The 26,031-nt window shown below is 38.6% G+C and carries 22 protein-coding genes; 18 read left to right on the top strand and 4 right to left on the bottom strand.

Features of this window, described 5'->3' with window-relative positions; genetic code table 11:
• Positions 1-70 precede the first annotated feature (70 nt).
• The 4 genes from IV86_RS06030 (at position 71) to IV86_RS06015 (ending at position 5,435) form a co-directional block, all read left to right on the top strand.
• Positions 71-1,042, top strand: a complete 972-nt coding sequence (locus tag IV86_RS06030; protein WP_002832730.1) for an asparaginase — start codon at positions 71-73, stop codon at positions 1,040-1,042.
• 54 nt (positions 1,043-1,096) lie between these two features.
• A complete protein-coding gene (locus IV86_RS06025) occupies positions 1,097-3,010 on the top strand; it encodes a M13 family metallopeptidase (protein ID WP_002832731.1) in 1,914 nt (637 codons plus the stop codon).
• 184 nt (positions 3,011-3,194) lie between these two features.
• Positions 3,195-4,502, top strand: coding sequence for an NCS2 family permease (locus IV86_RS06020; protein WP_002832732.1), 1,308 nt, complete (start codon positions 3,195-3,197; stop codon positions 4,500-4,502).
• A 114-nt stretch (positions 4,503-4,616) separates the two neighbouring features.
• A complete protein-coding gene (locus tag IV86_RS06015; protein WP_002832733.1) occupies positions 4,617-5,435 on the top strand; it encodes a ribonuclease H family protein in 819 nt (272 codons plus the stop codon).
• Here IV86_RS06015 and IV86_RS06010 read toward each other — a convergent pair.
• The 3 genes from IV86_RS06010 to IV86_RS06000 form a co-directional block, all read right to left on the bottom strand.
• Positions 5,422-5,940, bottom strand: a complete 519-nt coding sequence (locus tag IV86_RS06010; protein WP_002832735.1) for a GNAT family N-acetyltransferase — start codon at positions 5,938-5,940, stop codon at positions 5,422-5,424. The genes IV86_RS06015 and IV86_RS06010 overlap by 14 nt on opposite strands.
• A gap of 112 nt (positions 5,941-6,052) precedes the next feature.
• Positions 6,053-6,244 (bottom strand): LBP_cg2779 family protein, encoded by a 192-nt coding sequence (locus IV86_RS06005; protein WP_011672994.1) that lies wholly within the window; start codon positions 6,242-6,244, stop codon positions 6,053-6,055.
• Positions 6,245-6,346: 102 nt separating this feature from the next.
• Positions 6,347-7,201 (bottom strand): LysR family transcriptional regulator, encoded by an 855-nt coding sequence (locus IV86_RS06000; protein ID WP_002832737.1) that lies wholly within the window; start codon positions 7,199-7,201, stop codon positions 6,347-6,349.
• Positions 7,202-7,315: 114 nt separating this feature from the next.
• Between IV86_RS06000 and IV86_RS05995 the strand changes: the two genes are divergently transcribed.
• Complete coding sequence (locus IV86_RS05995; protein WP_029257720.1) at positions 7,316-8,341, top strand: YeiH family protein; 1,026 nt, start codon at positions 7,316-7,318, stop codon at positions 8,339-8,341.
• A 59-nt stretch (positions 8,342-8,400) separates the two neighbouring features.
• On the opposite strand, the gene IV86_RS05990 is transcribed toward IV86_RS05995, so the two are convergent.
• The gene (locus tag IV86_RS05990; RefSeq protein ID WP_002832739.1) at positions 8,401-9,336 is read right to left on the bottom strand and encodes an AEC family transporter; all 936 of its coding nucleotides are present in this window, start codon (positions 9,334-9,336) and stop codon (positions 8,401-8,403) included.
• Positions 9,337-9,429: 93 nt separating this feature from the next.
• Between IV86_RS05990 and IV86_RS05985 the strand changes: the two genes are divergently transcribed.
• The 13 genes from IV86_RS05985 to IV86_RS05925 all read left to right on the top strand — a co-directional run bounded on the left by IV86_RS05985 (position 9,430) and on the right by IV86_RS05925 (position 26,023).
• Positions 9,430-9,759 carry a hypothetical protein gene (locus IV86_RS05985; protein ID WP_002832740.1) on the top strand — a complete coding sequence of 110 codons (330 nt, stop codon included), beginning with the start codon at positions 9,430-9,432 and terminating at the stop codon, positions 9,757-9,759.
• Between the two features lie 15 nt (positions 9,760-9,774).
• Entirely contained in the window at positions 9,775-10,596 is an 822-nt protein-coding gene (locus IV86_RS05980; RefSeq protein WP_002832741.1) for a Cof-type HAD-IIB family hydrolase, read from the top strand.
• Positions 10,597-10,849: 253 nt separating this feature from the next.
• Positions 10,850-11,485: an orotate phosphoribosyltransferase gene (pyrE, locus tag IV86_RS05975; RefSeq protein ID WP_029257721.1), complete on the top strand. Its 636-nt coding sequence runs from the start codon at positions 10,850-10,852 to the stop codon at positions 11,483-11,485.
• A gap of 129 nt (positions 11,486-11,614) precedes the next feature.
• The gene (locus IV86_RS05970; RefSeq protein ID WP_011672999.1) at positions 11,615-12,541 is read left to right on the top strand and encodes an aspartate carbamoyltransferase catalytic subunit; all 927 of its coding nucleotides are present in this window, start codon (positions 11,615-11,617) and stop codon (positions 12,539-12,541) included.
• Positions 12,541-13,818, top strand: a complete 1,278-nt coding sequence (locus IV86_RS05965; RefSeq protein ID WP_056979436.1) for a dihydroorotase — start codon at positions 12,541-12,543, stop codon at positions 13,816-13,818. The genes IV86_RS05970 and IV86_RS05965 overlap by 1 nt, the downstream gene beginning before the upstream one ends.
• A 6-nt stretch (positions 13,819-13,824) precedes the next feature.
• A complete protein-coding gene (locus IV86_RS05960; protein WP_002832746.1) occupies positions 13,825-14,910 on the top strand; it encodes a carbamoyl phosphate synthase small subunit in 1,086 nt (361 codons plus the stop codon).
• A 2-nt stretch (positions 14,911-14,912) separates the two neighbouring features.
• Positions 14,913-18,086 carry a carbamoyl-phosphate synthase large subunit gene (carB, locus tag IV86_RS05955; protein ID WP_002832747.1) on the top strand — a complete coding sequence of 1,058 codons (3,174 nt, stop codon included), beginning with the start codon at positions 14,913-14,915 and terminating at the stop codon, positions 18,084-18,086.
• A gap of 11 nt (positions 18,087-18,097) precedes the next feature.
• Positions 18,098-19,012 carry a dihydroorotate dehydrogenase gene (locus IV86_RS05950; RefSeq protein WP_002832748.1) on the top strand — a complete coding sequence of 305 codons (915 nt, stop codon included), beginning with the start codon at positions 18,098-18,100 and terminating at the stop codon, positions 19,010-19,012.
• Between the two features lie 14 nt (positions 19,013-19,026).
• Complete coding sequence (locus tag IV86_RS05945; protein WP_002832749.1) at positions 19,027-20,415, top strand: flavocytochrome c; 1,389 nt, start codon at positions 19,027-19,029, stop codon at positions 20,413-20,415.
• Between the two features lie 170 nt (positions 20,416-20,585).
• A complete protein-coding gene (locus IV86_RS05940) occupies positions 20,586-21,713 on the top strand; it encodes an LptM family lipoprotein (protein ID WP_002832750.1) in 1,128 nt (375 codons plus the stop codon).
• Between the two features lie 13 nt (positions 21,714-21,726).
• Positions 21,727-23,214, top strand: a complete 1,488-nt coding sequence (gene wsfD / locus IV86_RS05935; protein ID WP_056979435.1) for a glycan biosynthesis hexose transferase WsfD — start codon at positions 21,727-21,729, stop codon at positions 23,212-23,214.
• On the top strand, positions 23,207-24,757 hold the full coding sequence (locus IV86_RS05930) for a hypothetical protein (RefSeq protein WP_036672835.1): 1,551 nt from the start codon (positions 23,207-23,209) through the stop codon (positions 24,755-24,757). Before wsfD ends, IV86_RS05930 begins: the two co-directional genes overlap by 8 nt.
• Before the next feature lie 36 nt (positions 24,758-24,793).
• Positions 24,794-26,023, top strand: coding sequence for a glycosyltransferase family 2 protein (locus IV86_RS05925; RefSeq protein WP_056979434.1), 1,230 nt, complete (start codon positions 24,794-24,796; stop codon positions 26,021-26,023).
• Positions 26,024-26,031 lie beyond the last annotated feature (8 nt).

The following is a 26,031-nucleotide window of genomic DNA, read 5'->3' as shown; positions in this document are numbered from 1 at the left end:
TTTTGAGGAGCTGTAAATAGCTAAGAAAATGATATGATATGAATAACTAATAATAAAGAGGAATTTGATAATGAAGAAAATACTAGCATTACATACAGGTGGAACGATTTCGATGTCTGCCAGCAATGATACTGTTAAAACTAATGAACAAAACCCATTACTAGATAGCCAATTTATCAACAAAAATATTGACCTAATTAACGAAGTGATTTTGAATAAACCTTCAGAACACATTACGCCAGATGATATGTTAATTATTAAAAAAAGGGTCAAAAAGGCACTAGATAACAATGAGTGTGATGGCATTGTAATCACGCACGGAACGGATACCTTGGAAGAAACTGCGTACTTTTTAGATTTAACGATCGAAAATAAAATTCCAGTTGTGCTAACGGGGGCCATGCGCTCTTCCAACGAACTAGGTTCGGATGGTGTGTATAATTTCCAAAGTGCAATTCTGACGGCTGCTTCTGATGAAGCCAGTGATAAAGGGGTTTTAGTGGTCATGAATGATGAGATCCATACTGCCCGTTTTGTTACGAAAACCCATACTACTAATGTAGATACGTTTAGAACCCCAACTTTTGGGCCGCTCGGAATTGTTTATAAACGGGATATCCGATTCTTTCAAGCTTTAGTTAATCAGCATGTTTGTGATATTGACCACCTTGAAAAAGGAGTCTATTTAATTAAAGCTTACGCAGGAATCCCTAAAGAAATATTTGAAATTATTAATCGCCCAGGGACCAAGGGGATTGTAATTGAAGGGCTAGGAGCTGGAAATCTACCAGTAGAAGTAGTCGAGCCCATTCAAGCATTAATTGATAATGATATTACGGTTGTAATGGTTTCACGTTGTTACAATGGCTTGGCCGAACCCATCTACGATTATGTGGGCGGCGGAATTGATTTAGAGAGAATGGGCGTTGTATTCTGCCAAGGTCTCAATGGTCAAAAAGCACGTATTAAGTTACAAGTGGCAGTAAGTGCTGGTATGAATTCCAAAGATATTGCTAAGTATATGCATGACGCGGTGTCATAGAAGTAGATAAGAGTATAATACAGAGTTAATAAGTTTTGAAAGTGAGGAATTAGAATGCCAAGTTCAATTAAAGACGATTTTTATGATGCAGTGAATGGTGAATGGCTAGCAACTGCAGAAATCCCCTCAGATCATTCATCAACGGGTGGATTTATGGACCTAGTTGATGGTGTGGATGAAAATTTGATGAAGGATTTTGCAGAAATGCGTTCAGGTGCCAAAGAACCTAATACGCCAGAATTAAAAGAATTTATCAAGTTTTATGAAATTGCAGCTGATTTCAAAAAACGGGACGAAGATGGAGTAAAACCACTTCTTCCGTACTTAAAACAAATTGAAGATTTAAAGAGTTGGGATGATGTAAATGCCAACTTAAAAGAATTATTTTTTAATGGCGTAGAATTACCAGTAGATTTAGGTATTGAACCTGATTTAAAGGGTAATGGAGCAGATAAACGCAATGTTTTATGGGCTGGTGGTGTAAGTTTAATCCTCCCAGATAAAACCTACTATGATCAAGATAATCCGTCTGGACCACAGTTGATGCAAGTCTTTACCCAAATGATGATGCAATTACTAACGAAGTTGGGTAAGTCTGAAGATGAAGCCCAAGCTATAATTGATGGAGCTAAACGTTTCGATGCTAGTATTGCTCCTTTCCGTAAAAACTCTGAAGAACTTAGCGATGTAGCTAAGCTTTATAATCCATGGGAGTTTGATCATTTCGCTGACATGGTTCAAGAGATTGATGTTAAAAAATTAGTCCAAGCATTGATTGGAACTGTTCCAGAAAAATTAATTATCACTGAACCTAAATTCTACGAAAACTTGCACCAAATTGTTAACGCCGATACATTTGAAGATTATAAAAAATGGGCCTACGTTAACATGGTCCGCTCGTTGTCAGGCTATTTGAGTGAAGAATTCCGCCAAATTGGTGGCACTTTTGGGCGAGCATTATCAGGGCAACAAGAATCAATGCCACAAGAAAAGAGTGCATTTTACTTAGCACGTCGCACGTTTAGCCAAGTCGTTGGTGAATACTATGGACATAAATACTTCGGAGAAACTGCTAAAAAAGATGTTCATGATATGGTGGTTTCGATGATTGATGTTTATGAAAAACGACTGGCAGAAAATACTTGGTTAGGGGATGCAACCCGTTCTAAAGCGATTACGAAGTTACGTTCGTTGAAGATTTTAGTAGGTTACCCAGATGAATTAAAAGCAGTTTATAAGAAGTTGAAAACTAAAACAGCCGCTGAGGGTGGAAGTTTAGTGGAAAACGTTCAAGAATTTTCACGAATTTTCTTAGAAGATCAACTTGCTAAGTATGGTAAGGAAGTCGACCGTAGTGAATGGCATATGAGTGCTGATACAGTAAATGCTTATTATTCACCAGAAGGTAACTTAATCTGTTTCCCAGCTGCTATTTTACAAGCACCATTTTACAGTTTAGAACAAACCGCTAGTCAAAATTATGGTGGAATTGGAGCAGTAATGGCGCACGAAATTTCACATGCTTTTGATCCTAATGGAGCTTTATTTGATGAATTTGGTAACATGGACAATTGGTGGACAGAAGACGATTTGAAACATTTCCACCAACTTTCAGAAGCAATGGTAAAAGAATTTGATGGAATTCCATTTGCGGGTGGAAAAGTAAACGGTAAGTTGGTTGTTACCGAAAATGTTGCAGATGATGGTGGACTTAAAGCAGCGTTGGAAGCAGCTAAGGCTACTAAAGATGCTAATCTAGAAGAATTTTTTACTAACTGGGCCACAATTTGGCGCACTAAGGCTACTAAACAACGAGAAGAGTTGCTATTAGCAATTGATGTCCATGCTCCTGCAAAGTTACGGGCGAACGTCCAAGTAAAGAATTTTGAAGAATTTTATGAAACCTTTGATGTAAAAGAGGGCGATGGAATGTATCTTGCTCCCGAAAAACGAGTTCAAATTTGGTAAAAAATCAAACTAAAAAGACGATTGCTAATCAGCAGTCGTCTTTTTTAGTTATTTCCAAAGTAAAATACGAACTATAAAAGTTTAAATAATCAATTTATGGCGTGCTTTACTTATATTTTAAATTAGTGTAGACTTTATTGGTGCTATTTTTGATTTAGATTCGAACTAAAAGGGAGAAATGATTTTGAAACAAATCGCTAAGTATTTTCAATTTGATAAATTGAAAACAAACTATAAAACAGAAATTATTGCTGGGATTACTACTTATATTTCAATGGTCTACATTATGTTCGTTAATCCGAACGTTTTAGGAGCATCTGGTATGGATAAGGGAGCGGTCTTCACCGCAACAGCATTGGCTAGTGCCATTGGTTGTTTCCTGATGGGGATTATCGCTAATTACCCAATTGCTTCGGCACCTGCCTTAGGAATTAATGCATTCTTTGCTTATTCCGTGGTTATTGGGATGCATGTGCCTTGGCAAACGGCCTTGGCGGGCGTTTTCGTAGCTTCCTTAATCTTTGTTTTAATCACCGTTTTTAAACTACGAGAATTAATTATTAACGCGATTCCAGTCGATTTGAAGCATGCTATTTCTTCAGGAATTGGATTGTTCGTGGCTTTTCTAGGTTTGAGCCAAGGTGGAATTGTGGTTGCTAACAAATCTACGATGGTTGGATTAGGTTCATTCTTAGTTCCTTCCACATGGTTGACCGTCTTTGGGTTGGTTGTGACAATTTTCTTGATGGTTCGCAAGGTGCCAGGGGCTATTTTCGTGGGGATGATTTTAACAACCGTCTTTGGTTTATTGACTGGTTTAATTCATGCACCAGCACACATTGTTTCAGCTGCACCAAGCTTGAAACCAACTTTCTTGACAGCTATTTCACATGTTGGGGATATTAATACTCTCCAACTTTGGGTAGTAGTCTTGACTTTCTTGCTGGTAACGTTCTTTGATACAGCCGGCACATTGGTTGGTTTGGCTACTCAAGCAGGATTTATGAAAGACAATAAGATGCCGCGCGTAGGGAAGGCATTGATGTCTGATTCAGCTTCAATGTTGACTGGATCATTATTAGGTACTTCTCCAGTGGGGGCTTTCGTTGAGTCTTCAGCTGGGATTGCTGTAGGTGGACGTTCTGGCTTTACTGTAGTTGTGACAGGAATTATGTTCCTATTAGGACTCTTCTTCTCACCATTGTTGACCGTCGTTACTTCACAAGTTACCGCACCTGCATTAGTGATTGTGGGGGTATTAATGGCTCAACAAACTCGTGAAATTGCTTGGGATAAATTAGAAATTGCTATTCCAGCTTTCTTAATTATCATTGGAATGCCATTAACATATAGTATTTCAGATGGGATTGCATTAGGATTTATTACCTACCCCATTGCCATGATTGCTGCTAAACGTGGCAAAGAAGTTCATCCATTAATGTACGCACTATTCTTTGTATTTATTGGTTTTATTGCTATTTTAAATGCATAAGTATAAAGTTTGAAAATAATCATTTATAATAAGAACTATGCTTTAAGGCTGTTGAATTAAAATAAAAATTCAACCCTTGGACATAGTTCTTTTTTTAATTTATGAGGTGATTTAATGGCAAAAAAAAGAAAATTTTATGCGGTAAAAAAAGGACGAAAACCAGGACTTTATTTAACGTGGGATGCAGCCAAACAACAGGTTGATGGTTTTGCAGGAGCGGTATATAAAAGTTTTTTGACCAAGGCAGAAGCTGAGGAATGGATGGCAACAGCTTCTAGAAGGGCCACTAGAAAAGTATCAACGCAGACTCCATCGACTGTGACCCCTTCCATTATTCTTTACACTGATGGCGGTTCACGTAACACTGGTAATGTCCGTGGAGGGCATGTCCGTAAAGAAGATGTAGCTGCGTGGGCTTTCTTAATCCAAAAAGATGGTGAAAGTATCTCTGGATCCAATGGGGAATTCGGAGCTACCAACAATCGAATGGAAATTATGGCTTTAATTAACGGTCTCCAAAAAATAATCGACCGCTATGGTGAAAAAGCAGCGGTATTAGTGGTAGCTGATTCTAAATATGTTTTGGATGCAATTCAAAGAAATTGGTTAAGTGGATGGCAAAGACGAGGTTGGAAGAAAGCTAACGGTGAAATTGTAGCTAATAAAGAACTTTGGCAGGCGGTGGCTAGCATTCTAAAACGAATGCCCAACCTAGAATATCGTTGGACTAAGGGACATGCTACGAATGAGGGTAATGTTTTTGTGGATCAATTACTAAATAAAACTATGGATAGAATGTTACAGGAACCAACCGAATTTAAAGCGCCTAAAAAAGCCGTTTCTAATCCTAAACCTAGTTTAGCGGTTCAAGATTCAACGGCTGATTTTGAGCAATTAGGGCTATTCCATAACCAACAAATTAGTGACGATTAAGTTCAAGGGTAATATTTTGATTATCAGTTTGAGAAGCAACAGCGCTGAAACCAACTTGTTCAAGTAAAGTACGAGCAATGGTGTTGTCTTTTAAGGCAGTGGCAAGTAACTTTTCGAGTCCTAACTCTTCAAAACTGAAAATGGACATCCGCCGAAGAACTTCACTCATAATTCCCTTATGTTGTTGATTTCGAAGAATTTCAAAACGTACGGAAGCTGATTTCTGTGCTTGATCAAAGTCCCAGATGCAAAATGTCCCTAAGAATTCATGGGTATTTTGGTCCGTAATCCCCCAAATTAATGCTTCATTATTCATGACCAAACGCATCATTTGGTTAACGTAGGTAGTTGTATCTTCAATAGTTGCATCAATATCACGATCACTAGCTTTAGCGATTTCTGGATCGTGACGCAACTCAAAAATGTCACGAACTTTTGAATGTGTAAGCCAATCTAAGGCAAAATGTTCGGTAAGAATTGGATGATATAGTTCAAATTTATTCATAATTGGGCTCCTTGTTTTTTAATCTTTCCTTTACTGTACACTAGATTCGAAAAAAACTGAATGAAAAAGGGACGATGACATGATATGAATGCCATCGTCCCTTATTTTTTGATTATCTTTGTTGTTGTTTCATAAAATCATTGATGCGTTTTAAGTCATCATCAGTTGGTTTGTAGGAATTTTCCTTGATTCGGTGTAGTTTTTCAACCGACAAATGTGCCCCAAATGCTACATCAGCATCTGTTAGATCATTTTTCTTTTGGCAGTTGATGATTTTTGCTGCTAGTTCTGTCACATCATTCATAATGAATTCCTCCATAAGCTCTTCATCTATAGTTAAAATCGTACCACAATTTTTATAATAAACCTAGGAATTATATTGTCAAAACGCTGAATTTATCCCAGTTTAAAAAAGTTGTCGATATTCGTTTTCGAAGAAGCTATCTTTAGCATATACCAATGAAATCGGACGCGTAAGGTCTAAACCTTGAATTTTGAGTAATGCGAGTTTTTTAGATTCTAATTCCGCTTGGACTAGAGATTGGTACATGAAACTGACCCCGGTCGTTTCTAGGAGTTTAATAATACCAGTGGAACTTCCCAACTCTAGCACTTGCGCAAAATCTTCCTTATAGATGTTAAAAGAACTGGCCCAATCGGTAAAAATTGAGCGGGTACCTGAACCTTCTTCACGAAGTAAAAGAGGTTCCGAAAGTACTTTTTCAAGTGCTAAGTTTTTTTGATTGGCGAGGGGGCTACTTGAACGTGTAACGGCTACAAATTTTTCGTGGGTAACGATTTGGCTACCATATGCATGTTTATCAAAGTTTCCTTCTAAAACAGCAAAGTCTAAAGTACCTTCGTTGATTTGAGATAAAATATCACGCGTGTTAGAAACGATGCATTGAATGTTGTGATATTTTTTTCGCCAATTTTGGATTAAGGCCGGAGCGATAAGGATACTAACCGAATGCGTTACCCCAAACTTAAGATTGGTTGTCGAAATCGGCTGGCGTAATTGGGTTAATAATTTATCTTCTTGGTGTTGAGTAGTTTCAATGAAATGAGCCAGTTGTTCACCTGCACTGGTGATTTCTAAACGAGGATGGTGGTATTCAACTAATTTTAGTTGTAGTTCATCCTCTAAGCTTTTAATTTGTTGAGAAACTGCAGGTTGCGTGATGAATAATGTTCGGGCAGTTTTAGTATATGATTTATTTTTACAGAGTAGTGCAAAAGTGGCGTAACGATTATCTAGCATCTTTTTTGTCCTTATAAGTTTAATTTATAAACCAATTATAAAACATAATTATATTTTATCTACCATTTTTGATACGATATTAAACGTGAAGTTAAGAGATAGGAGAGAAGAAAGATGACTCGAATGATAAAAGATTCAAGCTTTTGGGTAGCTATATTAGTTACATTACTTTGTGCAACAGCAGGATCGCTATTGGCGCAATTGCCTTACTTTAGTTTAATTGGAGCATTGGTAATTTCGCTGGTGTTAGGGATGTTTGTTCAAGTTAGCCCAGCAGTAGTTGAGCGTTCTAAAAAAGGTACTGGTTTTATTTCAAACAAGTTTTTGCGTTTAGGTATTATTTTATTAGGTTTTAAATTAAACTTGGTTGATTTAGCCGATGCGGGTGTTAAAACCATTCTATTAGCTATTTTCGTGGTTACATTTACAATTTTAGGTGTGTATACCTTGGCTCGTAAATTTGGTGTGGATTCTGATCTAGCAATCCTAGTTGCCAGTGGTACTGGTATTTGTGGGGCAGCAGCCGTAATGGGGGTTTCACCACAGATTCAAGTTCCTGAAGACCAACGTGAATTGAAACAAGAAAATGAGGTAATGGCCATTGCGGCGGTTGCCATCTTGGGAACGTTATTTACTTTTATTGAAATTGGATTGAAACCCATGCTTCACTTAACTCCAACTCAATTTGGGGTGGTAGCTGGTGGATCACTTCATGAAATTGCCCATGCGGTTGCTACTGGTGGAGCAGGTGGTCCGGTTAGTTTAGATACGGCGATTATTACTAAGTTATCTCGTGTTTTACTGCTAGCACCTGCTGCGTTAATTATTGGTTTTTGGCACCGTAGCCGTACAAATATAGATCGCGAAAACGTTGTTCGTGGGAAATTACCGATTCCATGGTTCATGGCAGGCTTTATTTTAGCTAGTGTAATTGGAACTTTTGTACCTTTAGGCGCAACTGTATTAGGCTGGTTAGTTAAATTTGCATACCTCTTCCTCGGAATGGCCATGGCTGCTTTGGGAATGTCCGTAAACTTCCGTGTTATTTTCAAACGTGGAAAAGGTGCATTTTTGGCTGCTTTCTTAGGTTCAGTTGTATTATTAATTTTCGTAATTATTGTAAGTAAATTATTCTTCTAAAAAAATAAAAAACGAATTGATGGATTTGCAAAAAGGAGCAGAATCATCAATTCGTTTTTTTAATGACTTAAAATCGTCATCATGATGGGGACCATTACCAGAGAAAGCAGCGTGGTTTCAGTTACCATGATTGACGCAAAATCTGCGTCAGCATCGTAAAGTTGGGCAACTACTGGGGCATTGGTCATCACAGGCATGCAAGATTGTAAAATAAATACTTCTTTCATCATCATGGGCATGTGACTTGGTAATACAAGTAAAGCCATGATGATTGGAGCGAAAATAAATCTTCCGGATAAGACACCTAAATTGTCTTTTTGGAAACGCATGTTTTTCAAACCAGCGTCATAAACAGAAATACCAATGAATAACATGGAGAGTGGGATGGTTAACCCACCAAGATAATTAAAACTCGACATTAGAAAATTAGGGAGTTTGATGTTTAAGACGATGAGAACAATTCCAATCATAAAACCTAATAGCGGAGCGGAAAAAATCTTTCGTAAAGCATCTTTAAAATTCATTTGAATGTGATTGGAACTATCACGTTGAATGAAGTAGACGCCTAGTGTCCAAAAAATTGTGGTATTTGCCATATAATAAACGAGGACGTAGGGAAGACTTTTATCACCAAAGATAGCTAGATTAATCGGTAAACCTACAAAAACGGTGTTGGAGTTGAAGAACATTGACATAAATAGTCCATGTCTCTTAGGATCAACTTTAATAATCCGAGCCACCAACCATGAAATTCCCATTAAAATAAACATTGATAGTACAGGATACCAAAGGTTAGGGAGCAGTTTAACTAATTCACTCTTAGTAAAATCTTTAGTAATCGAAACAATCATGTATGGCGGGAGGGCCACTTGGGTGACAATCTTGGCGATTAATTTTTTGGAACTTTCAGAAAACCAATGGAGCGAAGCGAGGTAGTAACCAACAGCAACCATGACAATGATTACTAAAACGCCTTGAATACTTTGTAATAACATAATTAAAAAATCCCTTCACAATTGTTTAACTACTATTCTAACTCAAAATTAATGGTAAAATTACATTTAGTAAATAAAATGGAGGACATTAAAATGGCATTTATTCAAATTCCACATGACATGACAGAACTACGGATTATGATGGAACAACTAAAAGAAATGGGTAAAGAGGCTAATGAGGATCAACTTATCGAACAAGCAGTGGTCGATAACGCGCAACAGTTGTTAGATGAAGCGCTTGATGGACACTACTTTACCTGTAAGTTAGAAGATGGAAAATTAGTCGTTTATGATGTGATCAATTTGCCAACTGGAAGTATCGAACCATTAGGTAAAAACTTTAAGGAAGACTTTATTACTGACGCGGATAACCTTTGGATTCATCTTTCAAGTAATTTAAACCGAATTGCGGGCGGACGTTAGTTATAGGAGGAACCGATGAGTATTCAATTAATTGCAAGTGATATTGATGGAACTTTTTTGAACGACCAACGTGATTTTGATCATGCTCGTTTTCAAGCGCAACTTGATGAACTTAATCGACGTCACATTAAATTTGTGGTTGCGAGTGGTAATCAAATGGCCCATTGCCAAGAGGTTTTTGCCGACGTAAAGGGCGACATGACTTTTGTAGCTGAAGATGGGGCTTTGACGATGGAACAGGGCCAAATTTTAGATGATAATCCATTGAAACCGGCTTTGTTGAGGGATGCAATAGACTATTTATTGACTACGCCAGCCTTTAAAGACGCTAAAATTATTCTTTCTAGTCAACATCGGGCGTTCACTAATATGGAAAAGAGTGGTTCCGACTGGTCCGCGAGTGCTTATTTCTACAGCCAGCTTACAGCCGTTGATCATTTTAAAGATATCACGGATCCAATTTATAAAATTGATACGCATTGGACCAATCTCGAAGATGTTCGAGAACAAGCCGCAATGTTGAAACGAGACCTTGGAGGAGATTTAGGAAGTGTGATGAGTGGTTTCAATGGAATTGATATTACAATGCCACATGTCACTAAAGCATACGGTCTCCAACAACTTCAAGAATTATGGAAAGTTTCGATGGATGAAACGATGGCCTTTGGGGATACCCAAAATGATGAAGCTATGTTAAAACATGCCCGCTTGGGTTATGCGATGAAGAATGCAGAACAAGAAGCACTTGATGCTACTGATTTAATTACACCGTTGGATAATAATGATAGTGGTGTATTGGATATGATCGATCGAGTGCTTAGTGGTGAGATTGCATAAAACCATGTAAAGTAAATTGGTCGAATCAAATAGACATACTTTAAAAATATCTTGACATTTCCGATTATTCTCAGTATGATTAGTGAAAATTAAATCGAGTCGCTTTAAGTTAATCCAGAGAGGTTAACAAGCTAGCAGAGTCGCCATCAACAGGTGGAGTGGACGCGGTTAGCGCCGGCCCATACCAACTTGTTGGTGGCTTTTTTTGTACCCAAATAGCGATATCGAAAAATTAAAAAGGGGATTCTTGATTATGAATGACGAACTTCGTAGCAAAATTATCCAGCAACTACTTGATTTAAAGGCGGTTTCGATTTCACCCAATGCACCGTTTACTTATGCTAGTGGAATGAAATCACCCATCTATACTGATTTACGAATGACGATTAGCAAGCCAGTTCTACGTTCAGATATTGCTAAAGGATTGAGTGCAGAAATCAAAAAAGCTTATCCTAGTGCTACGGTAATCGGTGGGGTCGCAACAGCGGGAATTCCGCACGCTGCATGGGTGGCTGAAGAGTTAGGCTTGCCATTAATCTACGTTCGATCCAAACCCAAGGATCATGGAGCTGGCAAACAAATTGAAGGTCAACTCCAAGCTGACGACCAAGTAGTTTTAATCGATGATTTGATTTCGACGGGTGGTAGCGTACTTAAAGCGGTTGAAGCAGTTCGTAAAGAAAAGATTCAAGTGATTGGAGTTGCTTCAATTTTTAGTTATGGTTTACCGGATTCAACTAAGAATTTTGCAGAACAAGATACTGAACTACTTAGTTTGCTCAACTACAATCAAATGGTGGATTATCTTCAAACTAGCAATGCCTTATCCGCTGAAGAAGTAGCTTCGGCTAAGGAGTGGCATCAAGATCCATGGAATTGGAAAAAATAGAATAACACTTTGTTTCAATTAAATCGGTTTCCCGAGAGGAACCAATTGAATCGGCTTTTTAAGCTACTCCCAGCGAGACGATTCGATTGGTGAGTAGCTTTTTTTTATAATAATTTAGGAGGAAAAATAATGAATATGCATGACTTAACCACTGTAGAAAGCTTTAGTGAAGAGGACGTATTACATAAAATTCGGTTAGCTGAGGAATTTAAGAACGGTAAGACAATTGAACTTACTCGGCCGGTCTATGCAATGAACTTATTTTTTGAAAACAGTACCCGAACTCATACTAGTTTTGAAATGGCAGAAAGTCGTCTAGGAATGCGACTCCTTGAGTTTGAAGCTAAAACTAGTTCAGTTACTAAAGGGGAAAGTTTATTAGATACGGTTAAAACAATTGATGCAATTCAGACTGATATTGCAGTCATCCGTCATCCGCAAAACGATTATTATAAACAACTGCTAGAAGCCGATTTGAATATTAGTATTGTCAACGGAGGCGATGGAAGTGGACAACATCCTTCACAATCATTACTCGACATGATGACCATTTATCAAGAATTTAACCACTTTGACGGTTTAAAAATTGCGATTGCCGGAGACATCGCACATTCCCGAGTAGCCCGCTCCAATGCAATGCTATTAAACAAGCTGGGTGCAGAAGTTTACTTCGCCGGTCCTGAAGCATGGATGGCCGAAGATTTGAAGGCTTATGGAACCTTCCTACCAATTGACGAATTAGTAGAGAAAGTGGACGTCATGATGTTACTCCGAATTCAAAATGAACGTATTTCTCAAGATACCGCAATTAAATTTGAACCACACGAATATCTTCAAGAATATGGATTAACCTTCGAACGAGCCGATCGAATGCAACCAACTGCTATCATTATGCATCCCGCTCCAGTTAATCGTGGTACAGAAATCGAAAGCAGCTTGGTTGATGGAGAAAAATCAAGAATTTTCAAGCAAATGACTAATGGAATGTACATGCGCATGGCAATTTTAACGGACGTATTAGAGGCCAAGGGATTGATTAAGGGAGGATTGCATTGATGAAAGTTTTACTTAAAAATGCCCGAGTAATAAAAAGTCATCAAGTGCAAAAAGCTGACGTCCTTGTGGAAAACGACCGAATCACTCAAATTCAACCCGAAATTAACGTTGAAGCTGAACAAATCATCGATGTAAAAAAGCAACTTTTAATGCCAGGACTGGTGGATATCCACGTTCATTTTAGAGACCCGGGCCAAACGGATAAAGAAGATGTAGTTAGTGGCAGTGCTGCAGCAGTTAAAGGCGGATTTACGACAGTATTAACTATGCCTAACGTTGATCCTGTCCCGGATACACCCGAAAAAATTACAGCGATGGTAAAACATAATCAAACTGCTGGTAGTCTTCATATCGGACAATACGGGTCCATTACTAAAAAACGGACCAGCGAAGAATTGGTTGATTTTAAAGCTTTAAAAGAAGCTGGTGCGGTAGCTTTTAGTAACGATGGTAACGGCATTCAAACTGCCGAAACCATGTATCAAGCAATGCTTCAAATTAAAGAAGTGGGGCTACCACTAGCTGCGCATGTAGAAGATGAATCGCTAATGCAACACAGGGTGATGAATCAAGGAACGGTAGCCGAAAAATTGGATTTACCAGGTATTTCAGAATTGGCAGAGACAGCTCAATTAGCACGGGACCTTGAAATTGCGCGTAACACTGGCGCTCATTATCACGTTTGTCATGTTTCAAAAGCTCGAAGTGTGGAATTAATTCGCCGTGCTCAGCGAGACGGTGTCCATGTTACCGCAGAAGTCGCACCTCATCATTTATTTCTTGATGAAACGATGATTTCGATGGATAACCCCATGATGAAGATGAATCCGCCACTACGGACCTTGGAAGATCGTCAAGCACTCTTAGGGGGGCTGCTAGATGGCACAATTGGCATGATTGCAACGGATCATGCTCCGCACACGGTGGAAGATAAGGCTGGATCGATGAAGACCGCCTCTTTTGGAATTACAGGGTTAGAAACAGCTTTCCCACTACTCTACACTAAGCTGGTTAAACCGGGACTTTGCACGGTAGAACAACTAGTGGAATGGATGAGCATTCAACCAGCTGAAATTTTTAACCTCAAGGCAGCTGGGCAATTGGAAGTGGGAGATGTAGCTGATTTAACGGTAATGAATGTTGAAGATGAATATGAAATTAAAGAAGCAGATTTTGCTTCAAAGGGAATCAATTCTCCGTTTATTGGTCAAAAGGTTTATGGACAGACACAACTGACCATGGTTGCTGGAAAAATTGTATATCAACGGGAAGGGTAATTTAAAATGAAACGTTATTTAATTTTGGAAGACGGTACTACATATGAAGGAAAGGCGATTGGAGCAAATCGTGAAAGTATTGGAGAGTTAGTTTTTAATACTGGGATGTCAGGATATCAAGAATCGATTACCGACCAATCATATAATGGGCAAATTTTAATGTTTACCTATCCGTTAATTGGAAATTATGGCGTTAATCGAGATGATTTAGAATCCGTTAAGTCAAGTTGCTTTGGAGTAGTGGTCCATGAGGTGGCACGTCGAGCAAGTAATTGGCAAATGAATATGAGTTTTGAAGAGTTTTTAGTATACCAAGATTTACCTGGTATTAGTGGAGTGGACACGCGAGCAATTACTAGACATATTCGCGAACATGGGGCGATGAAAGCAGCATTAGTTAATGAAATTTCAGACGCTAAGTTTGAAGAATTTCATGCAATTAATTTGATACAAAACCAAATTGAAATTAGCTCAACCCATAGCCCATACCCTAATCCAGCCAATGGTCGTAAAGTCGTAGTAATTGATTTTGGACTCAAGTATTCCATCCTACGTGAACTTGCTCGTCGCGACTGCAACGTAATGGTGCTTCCATATGATGCTACTGCAAAAGAAGTTTTGGCCTGCAATCCGGATGGAGTGATGTTTACCAATGGACCTGGCGATCCGGAATCAATGAATGAAAGTGTTCTAGAAATGATTCGCACAGTGGAGGCTGCGGTTCCAGTCTTTGGGATTTGTATGGGACACCAACTTTTTGCCCTAGCAAATGGTGCTAAGACAACTAAGATGAAATTTGGACATCGCGGTTTTAACCATCCAGTTCGCAACTTAGCAACGGGACGAATTGATTTAACTTCCCAAAACCATGGTTATGCGGTCGAACGTGCTTCCATTGCAAACACTGACCTTGAAATTACCCACGAAGAAATTAATGACGAAACCGTTGAAGGACTCAGACATAAACAATATAAGGCTTTTTCCGTTCAATTCCATCCAGATGCTGCACCGGGTCCTCATGATGCGGACTACCTTTTTGATGATTTTATGGAAATGATTGATGAAGCTAAACAAACCCAGGAGGACAAGTAAACATGCCTAAGAGAGAGGATATTAACAAAATTTTAGTACTCGGTTCTGGACCCATCATTATCGGTCAAGCGGCTGAGTTCGATTATTCTGGAACTCAAGCTTGTCTTTCCTTAAAAGAACTCGGATATCAAACAGTTTTAATTAATTCCAATCCAGCAACAATCATGACCGATACGGATATTGCCGATAAAGTTTACATTGAACCATTAACCTTACAATTCGTTTCGCAAATTTTACGTAAGGAATTACCAGATGCTATTTTGCCAACCCTAGGTGGTCAACAAGGATTGAACATGGCAATGGAATTATCTGAAGCTGGAATTCTGGACGAACTTGGAATTGAACTGCTTGGTACGAAATTAGATGCCATCGATCAAGCTGAAGACCGGGAACGTTTCCGAGCTTTGATGAACGATTTGAATGAACCAGTTCCTGATTCAGGAATCGCAACGACGGTGGAAGAAGCAGTTAGCTTTGCGGATCAAAGTGGTTATCCAGTAATTGTACGTCCTGCTTTTACCATGGGTGGAACTGGTGGTGGAATTGCACAAGATGAAGCTGAACTACGGAAGATTACCGCCAACGGTTTAACTCTTTCACCAGTGACTCAAGTTTTAATTGAACAAAGTATCGCCGGACTAAAGGAAATTGAGTTTGAAGTTATGCGAGATAGTGTTGATAATGCCATCGTAGTATGTAACATGGAAAACTTTGATCCAGTAGGAATCCATACTGGTGACTCAATCGTTTATGCTCCCGTTCAAACGTTAACAGATCGTGAAGTACAGATGCTACGGGATGCTTCACTAAGTATTATTCGAGCATTGAAGATTGAAGGAGGCTGTAATGTACAGTTAGCTCTTGATCCAGCCCAAGATCGTTATTACGTGATTGAAGTTAATCCTCGGGTTAGCCGTTCGAGTGCTTTGGCCTCTAAGGCGACAGGTTATCCGATTGCTAAAGTTGCTGCTAAGATTGCGGTTGGATTAACCCTAGATGAAATTTTAAATCCAGTTACCGGAACTACTTTAGCTGAATTTGAACCGGCCTTAGACTACGTAGTTTGCAAGATTCCTCGTTGGCCATTCGATAAATTTGTTCGGGCAGATCGGCGTTTGGGTACTCAAATGAAAGCTACGGGCGAAGTAATGGCGGTAGGGCGCAACGTTGAGGAAGCAACCCAAAAAGCAATCCGTTCTCTTGATATAGATATTAATTATATTGGCGATGAAGAACTCGCTGATTTAAATGAAGCAGACTTAGTCGATGGCATTATCCATGCGCGTGATGATCGGATTTTTTATCTGTATGAAGCAATTAAACGTGGATATTCTGTGGATAAATTAGCTGATCTGACTAAGATCAACGTTTACTATTTGGATAAATTATTGCACATCTACGAAATCGAACAGGAACTAATTGCTACGCCATTTAATGCTGATGTTCTTGAGTTAGCTAAAAAGAATGGTTTCTCAGACGAAGTTATTGGCAAAATGTGGAAAACTAACGAAAAAGAAGTACGAGCATATCGTGAACAAGTGGGATTATCACCTGTTTATAAAATGATTGATACTTGTGCCGGTGAATTTGAATCTCAAACTCCGTATTACTACAGTACCTACGAGCTAGAAAATGAAAGTACTGTCTCGAACCGCAAGTCAATTGTAGTACTAGGTTCAGGCCCAATTCGAATTGGACAAGGGGTTGAATTTGATTATGCTACAGTGCATTCGATTCAAGCCATTCGCCAGATGGGTTATGAAGCCATCGTAGTTAATAACAATCCAGAAACAGTCTCAACTGATTTTTCAATGTCCGATAAATTGTACTTTGAACCCTTAACTGTGGAAGATGTGATGAACGTTATTGACCTAGAAAGGCCGGAAGGAGTAATTGTTCAATTCGGTGGCCAAACAGCGATTAACTTAGCCGAACCACTCGCCGAACGGGGAATAAAAGTTTTTGGTACAACTGTGGAAAACGTTAATCGGGCCGAAGATCGGGATGAATTCAATAAGCTAATTCAGGCTAATGGTATTCGTCAGCCTCAAGGACGTACGGCGACAACAACATCTGGAGCAATCGAAGCCGCAGAATCAATCGGTTATCCAGTTTTAGTCCGTCCTAGCTACGTTCTGGGTGGACGGGCAATGGAAATCGTTCATGCCAAAGAAGAACTTGAAAATTACATGAAGAATGCCGTTAAGGTTTCCCATAACCATCCGGTTTTGGTTGATCAGTATTTAGTTGGTAAAGAGTGTGAAGTTGATGTAATCAGTGACGGTGAGAACGTTGTGATTCCAGGAATTATGGAGCATATCGAACGTTCTGGGGTACATTCAGGAGATTCAATGACGGTTTATCCTGCGCAAACTCTTTCTCAAAAGGTCCAAGATGAAATTGTGAAAGTTTCTATCAAATTAGCTCAATCGCTCGAATGTATCGGATTGATGAATATTCAATTCGTGGTTCATAATGACGAAGCTTATGTCATTGAAGTTAACCCACGTGCAAGTCGGACGGTTCCGATTATGAGTAAGGTTACTGATTTACCAATGGCTCGCCTTGCTACGCGTGCCATCTTAGGTGAAAGTTTGGTCAATCAAGGTTTGAAGCCCGGGTTGCATCCAGCTGGTGAAATTATTCATGTGAAAGCACCAGTCTTCTCCTTTACTAAGTTAGATAACGTAGACAGTTTATTAGGACCTGAAATGAAATCTACAGGAGAAGTCATGGGAAGTGACCGTACTATGGCGAAGGCGCTCTATAAAGCGTTTGAAGGCGCTAAAATGCACATGCCAGACCATGGTAAAGTCTTAATCACGGTTAAAGATGAAGATAAGGGAGAAGCCATCGATTTTGCCCGACGTTTTTGGGAACTAGGTTATCAATTGGTTGCCACTAAAGGAACTGCTCAAACACTTGCAGCACATGGTCTGAAAGTTGAGACGGTTGGTAAGATGACTGAAGAAAATAACATTGTGGACCGAATTCACGATCATCGCATTCAAATGGTGATTAATACCATTTCAGACAGTACTACTAGTGCTGCCGATGGAATCAAAATTAGAAGTACCGCATTAACTTATGGAGTACCACTTTTTACGGCATTAGATACCGTTGACGCTATTTTACAAGTGCTTGAATCACAAGCTTTTACAACATTACATCTTTAGGAGGAAAACAAATGGATCGCTTAGAAACGACAATTGCCGGAGTCAAGTTGAAAAGCCCGGTTATGAATGCTAGTGGGACGGCTGCATATGGACAACAAATGGCTAAAAATATTGATTTAAATGAACTAGGAGCATTCGTAATTAAGTCGACAACTATGGAGCCGCGTGCAGGCCATCCGTGGCCAACTACCGCGGCCACCACTGGAGGCTGGCTGAATGCGGTCGGTTTGAAGAATCCTGGTATTGAACATGTTTTAGCTTACGAACTTCCTTGGTTAGCTGAAAATTATCCGGATCTTCCCATTGTTGGAAGTATTGCTGGTTCTAATCCGGATGATTATGTTGAGGTAGCTAAACGCATGGCGACTGCCCCGAATGTGAAGTTCATTGAAGTTAATATTTCATGTCCTAACGTTGCTAAAGGTGGTCTAGCATTTGGTACTGATCCAGTTGTAGTTGAAGATATGACCCGGCGCATCAAAGCGGTAGTTCCTAATAAACCCGTCTTCATGAAGTTAACCCCGGGAGTAACTGAAATTGTTCCCATTGCTTTAGCTGCTGAACGGGGCGGTGCAGATGGCTTAGTAATGATAAATACCTTAATGGGAATGGAAATTGATTTAGAAACTAGAAAGCCACGTCTTTCCAATGGAACGGGCGGTCTTTCCGGAAAAGCGATTCATCCCATCGCAGTTCGCATGATTCATCAAGTACGCGAAGTAACTAATTTACCAATTATTGGGGTTGGAGGGGTATTTTCTGCTAAAGATGCGTTAGAATTAATGGTAGCTGGAGCAGGGGCTGTTCAAGTTGGATCAGCAAATTATGGTAATCCACATGCTTGCCACGACATTATTCAAGGCTTAGTTCCAGCAATGGATCAATATCACTTTAACAACATTGCGGAGTTTAGCTCCGAGAAATAAGCGGAGGTTTAGTAGTGACTGAACGAGTAGAATTTAAACCAACAAGTATTGATGATTTAAGTAGCCAATATGATGTAATTATTATCGGAGCTGGGAGTACGGGTTTAACCAGTGCTCTAGAACTGACTGAGTTGGGCAAAAAAGTGGTTGTCCTAGAGAAGATGGAGAAGCCTGGTGGAAACTCTATGCGGGCATCTTCAGGGATGAACGCCGCTGAAACAGCAATCCAAAGGCATGAAGGGATTATCGATAGTTATGAATCCTTTTATGAAGATACATATAAAGGTGGCGGCAAACAAAATGATGTCGAAATGTTGAAATATTTTACAAGTCATGCGGATTCTGCCGTTGAGTGGTTAAAAGAACATGATGTTGTTTTAGATGAAATCACTTTGACTGGTGGAATGAGTGTGAAGCGGGCTCATCGCCCTAGTAGCGCCCCTGCAATTGGTGGATATTTAATTCACCAACTACTAAATAAGTTAGCTGAAGAAAAGGTTCCAGTAGTTTGTGGAGCAACGGTTAGGGAAATTGATCGTGGGGATAATCATCAATTTAAAGTTGATTTTACCGACGCCCAAGGCTCAAACCATTTACTTAATAGTGCAGCAATCATTCTAGCCACGGGTGGTTTTGCTGCTAGTGATGCTTTAATTAAAAAATATCGTCCCGATCTCGTTCACTACAAGACAACTAATCACCCCGGGGCAACTGGCGATGGATTACAATTAGCGGAGAATTTAGGCGCTCAATTGGTAGATATGGACCAAATTCAAGTTCATCCCACCGTTTACCAAGATGGAGACCATGCATTCTTAATTGGTGAAATGGTACGTGGGGAAGGCGCAATTTTAGTTAATCAAAGTGGTCATCGATTTGTAAACGAGCTAGACACACGTAAAGTTGTAACGGATGCAATTAACGCTCAAACCCAACCAGATGCCTATCTGATATTTAATGCAGCGTTAGCTAAAAGAGTCAGTGCGATTGGTTTTTACGATCACATCGGTCTAGTTCAACATGGTGATCATATTGATGAGTTAGCGAAGACTTTGGGATTACCAGTTGCTAATCTAAAAGAAACGATGCAACAGTGGAGTGATGTGGTTGCTAAGCGTAAGGATGAAGCATTCAGAAGAACTATGGGATTGGTTGATGGTTTTGAAGAAGGTCCTTATATGGCAATTCATATTGCGCCAGCTATTCACTATACGATGGGTGGACTCAAAACGTCTGCTAAAGCCGAAGTTTTAGATAAAAATTTTAAACCCATCAAAGGATTATATGCCGGTGGGGAAGTTGCTGGTGGATTACATGGAAACAACCGTATCGGAGGTAACTCAATCGCCGAAACAGTGGTTTTTGGATTGCAAGCTGCTCGCCAAGCATTCAAAAATTTATAATAGATATTATGTACAAATATATATAACCAAATTAAAGGTAAGATTTTGTTAAATGTTCCAATTGACAAGGTCTTGCCTTTTTTAGACAATCAATATAAATAGGCTTTTTTTTATAAGTATTATTAGTATAATAATTGTTGAATAGTGAAACTTTTGCAAAGGAGAAAATTTTGACAAGAAAAATCATTTCTTTAGGAATGTTGATTGGATGCATCTTAATCTTAGTTGGTTGTGGACAAAAACAACCACAAACTAAGATTCCTAAAGCAGACGCCGATCATTTAACCATTACAACGCAGTATCATAAAAATAAACAAAACATTGAATTGTTACATAATTTTTTAAAAGATTCAATGGTTCAAAAAGCTGGTATCTACACGAATTTTAATAATAATCAAAAAAAATCCGATAATGCCACGGGACATGATATGTTATCTGAATCATCAGGTTTATGGTTAGAATACTTGGCGCAAACTCATCAAAATAAGGCTTTTCGGGAGTTCTACAAAAATACCAAGAAATATTTTGATCAAGGTCGGCAATTTAGTTATCGCATCGATGGTAAGACTAAGAAAAAGTCCGATGTGAATGCTACGCTGGATGATTTAAGAATTATTCGTGCTTTACAAATTTATGCGCAAAATAATAATAGTAAAAAATATCGACACGAAGCGGCTGAACGGTTTGCTATGCTACAAACAACAAGCATTCAAAAAGCACGGGTACTTAATTTTTATGATGTACGTACTAAAAAAGCTAGTAACGAAAGTTCTTTAGCCTACTATGATTTGGCTACCCTAAAGTACTTTGAATCTGTATCTAAAAAAGAGCGGGGATATTATCGAGAACAATTAAAGCTAGTTGAAAAAGGATATCTGGGAGATATTTTTCCTTTGTACGCTCCGAGCTACAACTGGAAAACAAACCAATATGGCACGAAAAATCTGAATACTTCAGAAGCTTTGATTACAGTCCTGCATTTGGCTGAAATTGGTAAGATGAAACCTGAAACAGTCAGCTGGTTAAAAATGCAAATTGATAATAAGAAGTTATATAACAGTTACACTACTGCTGGAGCAATCGAGGACCATGACCAATCAACAGGTAATTATGCTATAGCAGCAATGATTTTCGCCAGAAATGGTGATCGTAAATATTATCAAAAGGCCATGAACTTGGTTTGGGATGATCAGGTTCGAAATAAGAATTCAAAAATTTATGGGGCATTAGGTGATACAAAAGATAATGACGCTTACTCATTTAATAACCTATTGGCATTGTTAACATCGCAATACTAAAGGATGGGATGAAATGGTTTCGATTAAAAGCAGTTGGAAGGTATTTCAAAAACATATATCACCTGCTGCCGTTGCAACGGCTTTGGCAGCGATTATTTGTGCTGTCATTCTCTTTATACCACCGATTAATGGCTATGCCGATAATGGAGATTTTTATCGGGCAATGTTAAGTAACGGGATTTATCGACTACCAACCAAGGATAATCAGTATATTGGTTATGTGGTAACTAAGTTTGGGATTTTAAAGTATTTTAATGAAAATAACGTTGCTGTTTTTTCATCTCAAGCGCTTTTCGTTAAAGCCGCTGTAATACTAAATAAGTTACTTTATAGTCATCGTTACTTTGATATTCGCTTCTTAGGTATCGTCTATTATGTAGCTTTCTTACCTGGTATCTACCTGTTAACTAAAGCATTAACCGGAACTTGGCGACGTATACGAAGTTATGTGATTGCAATTCTAGTAGTACTTATCTTTGCGGATGCTTCATTTATTCTGTATTTTAATTCCTTTTTCGCTGAACCGGGAATGTTAATTTCATTCTTGTATGTGGTAGGGTCGCTCATTTTATTAGCCCGTGGAGATTATTCTAAACGCTGGAAATTGTTGTTATCCTACTTTATTAGTGTTGTGGTATTAATTACTAGTAAACAACAAAATGCTCCTTTAGCACTAAGTTTTGGAGTCATGTCAGTGGGGCTCTTTTTCCTGCCCGGTTTAAAAAAGGCTAAGAAATTAGCTGTTATGGGTGGTGTTGTTGCTACTTTGGGAGCGGGAGTTCTGACGTATAGTTTAATCAATAAAGAATTCAACGACGTTAATCAATATCAATCATTTTCTCATGGGGTTTTGATGGAAACAGGAGATCCGAGTAAAAATATTGCCAAAAGCGGGCTGAGTGAGCAATTTGCCTTAATGCGGGAGCAAGACTATTATGCTAAAACTTTTGATACCGTTGACCCAAGTTCTCACTACATTAGAAAACATTTGATTGGAAAATATAATTTTGCATGGATTATTAAATATTACGCTAGAAATACTGATCAATTTTTACGTTTACTAGATGTAGCTAGTAAGGATATTATGGTTACTCAAGTCAAGGCAGTCGGCGATTATACCAAGGATTCTGGGAAAAAAGCGGGTCAACAGAGCACCTTTTTCACACTTTATAGTTCACTAGCAGGAGCTTTTTTTCCGGGAAAATATGCCTTTTTGTGTCTTCTGGCTATCACATTTGTGGCTGTATATGCAGTTAGTGCTTATATTGACTTTGTAGCTGGAAGATTATTTGGCGTTGTACGTTTTTTTCTAATACTGGGATTGATGAGCATTTGTGTGTTTGTTCCAATTGTTTCAATTATTGGTGATGGTGATGCTGATTTAGCCAAACATTTATTCATGGTTCCTCTCAGTTTGGACTTTACCTTCATAATGTTTATTTCAGATATTCTAAATCATCAATTGTGGCTAACTGAACAGGAGGAAGATGGAGATGCGTAAAATAATTATGTTTTTTTTAACGATTTTCTTCATGACCCTTGGCGGAGTAGTACAAGCTACCCAAACGGTACATGGTAGTGAAAGGGATGATAATCGTGTTTTGCTCGTTTATGACTCTCAAAGTACTGTCGAACAAGGTGAAAAAAAGATTGATACCTTACAGCGAATGTTAGCAGGGATGGGACTTAAAGTTAAGACAGTTAAAGAAAGTGAATATCAAAAAGGTGAGTTAAACCATAGTTATCAAGGGGTAATTACCATGATTAACTGGAAACAAGCGTCACTGGATAATCCAACTTTCGTTAAAGATCGTAATCAATATGACGGTGTTAAACTTCATATTGGTGAAGGCTTAGATCGAACCGAACAAAAACAGTTACAGGTTAAGCTAAAGACGATTTATCAACAACAATTCATTTTAAGTGACGATAGCAGTACAGAAATGTTGCCATTTGTGGAACGCATGGATGTTTTAACTGGAGTTCCAAAACAAGCACAGAGTTACGGCATGTTAAAGACGCAAAATAATGAAGGTCAATCCTATAAGTATGGGGTAATTAATCAAAAACAAGGTTACTTGCCTTTCTTCAACAATAAAGGACTGGGATTAATTACAGCTAGCAAGATGATAGCTATTTTATTTAATCGTCAAGAAGAAACCAAACCGTTGTTAACGATTACGAATGTTTCACCTTATAGTAATCTAAAGCTGTTAGATCAATTAAGCGTATTCTGTGAAAATCATGGCATACCGTTGGCAGTCAGCACTTCCACAGTAGCTAAAAACACAGAAATGCACGCGTATAAAAGGTTTACCATGTATTTACGTAGACTTGAAGATCGAGGCGGTGTGATTTTCTTACAAGCTCCGGTGATCGGGGGAGCTACTGCGGATAACGCAGGAGAATTGAGTGAATTATTTGATAACTATCTACTTAATTTGGCACAAAATCAAGTTTATCCAGTTGGGATTAGTGCCCAAGGTTTTTGGAATCAGGATCAAGTCTTGAGAAATAGTGCTTTAAAAAAAGCTAATTATCAGATGCTACTTCCTAATAAAAAAGTAGTTTATCTCGATCAAGATAATCAAGGCGGTACCAATAGTCGAAGTTATTTAGCATTACCAGCCTCAAGTTTTAATAAGGTTAAACACCAAGCAGATGTACGATTTGCAATGCCCACAGCGCTAACTTTTAAGATGCCTGATAGTAAGGTTAAGTTGAAAAATTTAAAAGAACAAATTCAAGCGTTGAACTTTGAATGGCAAGCTCCGGATGAAGCCATTAATTCAAAAATTGATTTTGCAAGTTCATCACTTGCTTTTCAAAATGGACAGTATTTGGTGAATGGTAAGGAGACGGAAGTTGAGGTTAATTCAAATATGGAAAATACTGATAAGCCAACTCCTACGCCGGCGCTATTTAAAGGCTTTTTCAGAGTTGAAGGGCAAATTATTACCGTGTTCTTTGCTATTATCTTTACCGTCTTAATCATTTTTATCGCTTTTGGAAGAAAAATTTACAAGAATATGTTTAAGAGATAGGAGGAATGAATCATCACAATTTTGGATTTTTTCCTAATGGTAGCTATCATAGCCATTTGGGGAACGTTAATAATTAATTTGATTTTAACGGTAGCTGGATATACGTGGTATCTCCAAGAAGCTCCCAAACCGGATAAGCAACTTCCTGAAAAGATTCCCTTTGTGACGGTAATGGTACCCGCGCATAATGAAGGAATCGTAATTGTTAAAACTGTTTTATCGTTGCTCAGTTTTGACTACCCCCATGATCACTATGAGATTATTGTGATTAATGACAATTCAAGTGATAATTCGGCAGAGTTATTAAAAGAAGTCCAAAATGATTTTGGCGAAGAACGTTTGAAAGTTATTAATACAGATAATGTTACGGGGGGCAAAGGCAAGTCCAATGCCCTAAATATTGGTTTGAAGCAAGCCAAAGGAAGTGTTATTGCAATTTATGATGCAGATAACGCTCCAGAACGTGGTGCGCTTCGTCTTTTAGTAGCAGAACTTTTAGGAAATGACCGTTTAGCGGCGGTTATTGGAAAGTTTAGAACTAGAAATAAAGAAGCAACTATTTTAACCAGATTTATTAATATTGAAACACTTTCGTTTCAATGGATGGCTCAAGCGGGACGTCAACGGCTGTTTAGGCTATGTACGATTCCAGGAACCAATTATGTTATTAGACGCGAAATTTTAGAAAAAATTGGTGGTTGGGATGTTAAAGCCTTAGCGGAAGATACGGAAATTAGTTTTCGGGTCTACCAGATGGGATATCAAATTAAGTTTCAGCCACGTGCGGTTACTTGGGAACAGGAACCACAAACCTTAGATGTGTGGTTCCATCAGCGAACGCGCTGGGTGAAAGGAAACATTTACGTGGTCGTTAAAAATGCCAAATTACTCTTTAAAAAGGCCGGACGTCCCATTCGCTTTGACTTACTCTATTTCTTGTCAACGTACTTTTTATTGATGACCGCTTTGATTCTATCTGATGTAGTTTTTGTTCTTTCAGTCGCTGGGTTGGCCCATTCAGATTTACAAGGTTTTAGTAATGCTTTGTGGTTATTTGGAATAATAATGTTTGTCATCAGTACCTTTGTCACGGTCACAACCGAAAAGGGTGAAATGCGTTTTAGCAATATTCTTTATATTATTTTTATGTATTTGGTATACAGTCAAATGTGGCTAGCAGTCGCAGCATACGGAATGGTGGGGTATATTCGTGAACAAGTCTTTCATAAACAAGCAAAATGGTATAAAACTAAGCGGTATAAGTAAATTAATTA

The organism is Pediococcus pentosaceus, assembly GCF_001437285.1.
Lineage (GTDB): Bacteria > Bacillota > Bacilli > Lactobacillales > Lactobacillaceae > Pediococcus > Pediococcus pentosaceus.
Note: the sequence above shows the minus strand (reverse complement) of the source record. Positions and strands in the feature narration are given on the sequence as shown.

Bases quoted from the DNA above. Each gene is read 5' to 3' on its own strand.
- IV86_RS05925 (WP_056979434.1), top strand. From the start codon at position 24,794: ATGGTAGCTATCATAGCCATTTGGGGAACGTTAATAATTAATTTGATT.
- IV86_RS05930 (WP_036672835.1), top strand. From the start codon at position 23,207: ATGCGTAAAATAATTATGTTTTTTTTAACGATTTTCTTCATGACCCTT.
- pyrE (WP_029257721.1), top strand. From the start codon at position 10,850: ATGAATGACGAACTTCGTAGCAAAATTATCCAGCAACTACTTGATTTA.
- IV86_RS05985 (WP_002832740.1), top strand. From the start codon at position 9,430: ATGGCATTTATTCAAATTCCACATGACATGACAGAACTACGGATTATG.
- IV86_RS05950 (WP_002832748.1), top strand. From the start codon at position 18,098: ATGGATCGCTTAGAAACGACAATTGCCGGAGTCAAGTTGAAAAGCCCG.
- IV86_RS06000 (WP_002832737.1), bottom strand. From the start codon at position 7,201: ATGCTAGATAATCGTTACGCCACTTTTGCACTACTCTGTAAAAATAAA.
- carB (WP_002832747.1), top strand. From the start codon at position 14,913: ATGCCTAAGAGAGAGGATATTAACAAAATTTTAGTACTCGGTTCTGGA.
- IV86_RS05995 (WP_029257720.1), top strand. From the start codon at position 7,316: ATGACTCGAATGATAAAAGATTCAAGCTTTTGGGTAGCTATATTAGTT.
- wsfD (WP_056979435.1), top strand. From the start codon at position 21,727: ATGGTTTCGATTAAAAGCAGTTGGAAGGTATTTCAAAAACATATATCA.
- IV86_RS05960 (WP_002832746.1), top strand. From the start codon at position 13,825: ATGAAACGTTATTTAATTTTGGAAGACGGTACTACATATGAAGGAAAG.
- IV86_RS05970 (WP_011672999.1), top strand. From the start codon at position 11,615: ATGAATATGCATGACTTAACCACTGTAGAAAGCTTTAGTGAAGAGGAC.
- IV86_RS06030 (WP_002832730.1), top strand. From the start codon at position 71: ATGAAGAAAATACTAGCATTACATACAGGTGGAACGATTTCGATGTCT.
- IV86_RS06005 (WP_011672994.1), bottom strand. From the start codon at position 6,244: ATGAATGATGTGACAGAACTAGCAGCAAAAATCATCAACTGCCAAAAG.
- IV86_RS05980 (WP_002832741.1), top strand. From the start codon at position 9,775: ATGAGTATTCAATTAATTGCAAGTGATATTGATGGAACTTTTTTGAAC.
- IV86_RS06025 (WP_002832731.1), top strand. From the start codon at position 1,097: ATGCCAAGTTCAATTAAAGACGATTTTTATGATGCAGTGAATGGTGAA.
- IV86_RS06015 (WP_002832733.1), top strand. From the start codon at position 4,617: ATGGCAAAAAAAAGAAAATTTTATGCGGTAAAAAAAGGACGAAAACCA.
- IV86_RS06010 (WP_002832735.1), bottom strand. From the start codon at position 5,940: ATGAATAAATTTGAACTATATCATCCAATTCTTACCGAACATTTTGCC.
- IV86_RS05990 (WP_002832739.1), bottom strand. From the start codon at position 9,336: ATGTTATTACAAAGTATTCAAGGCGTTTTAGTAATCATTGTCATGGTT.
- IV86_RS05965 (WP_056979436.1), top strand. From the start codon at position 12,541: ATGAAAGTTTTACTTAAAAATGCCCGAGTAATAAAAAGTCATCAAGTG.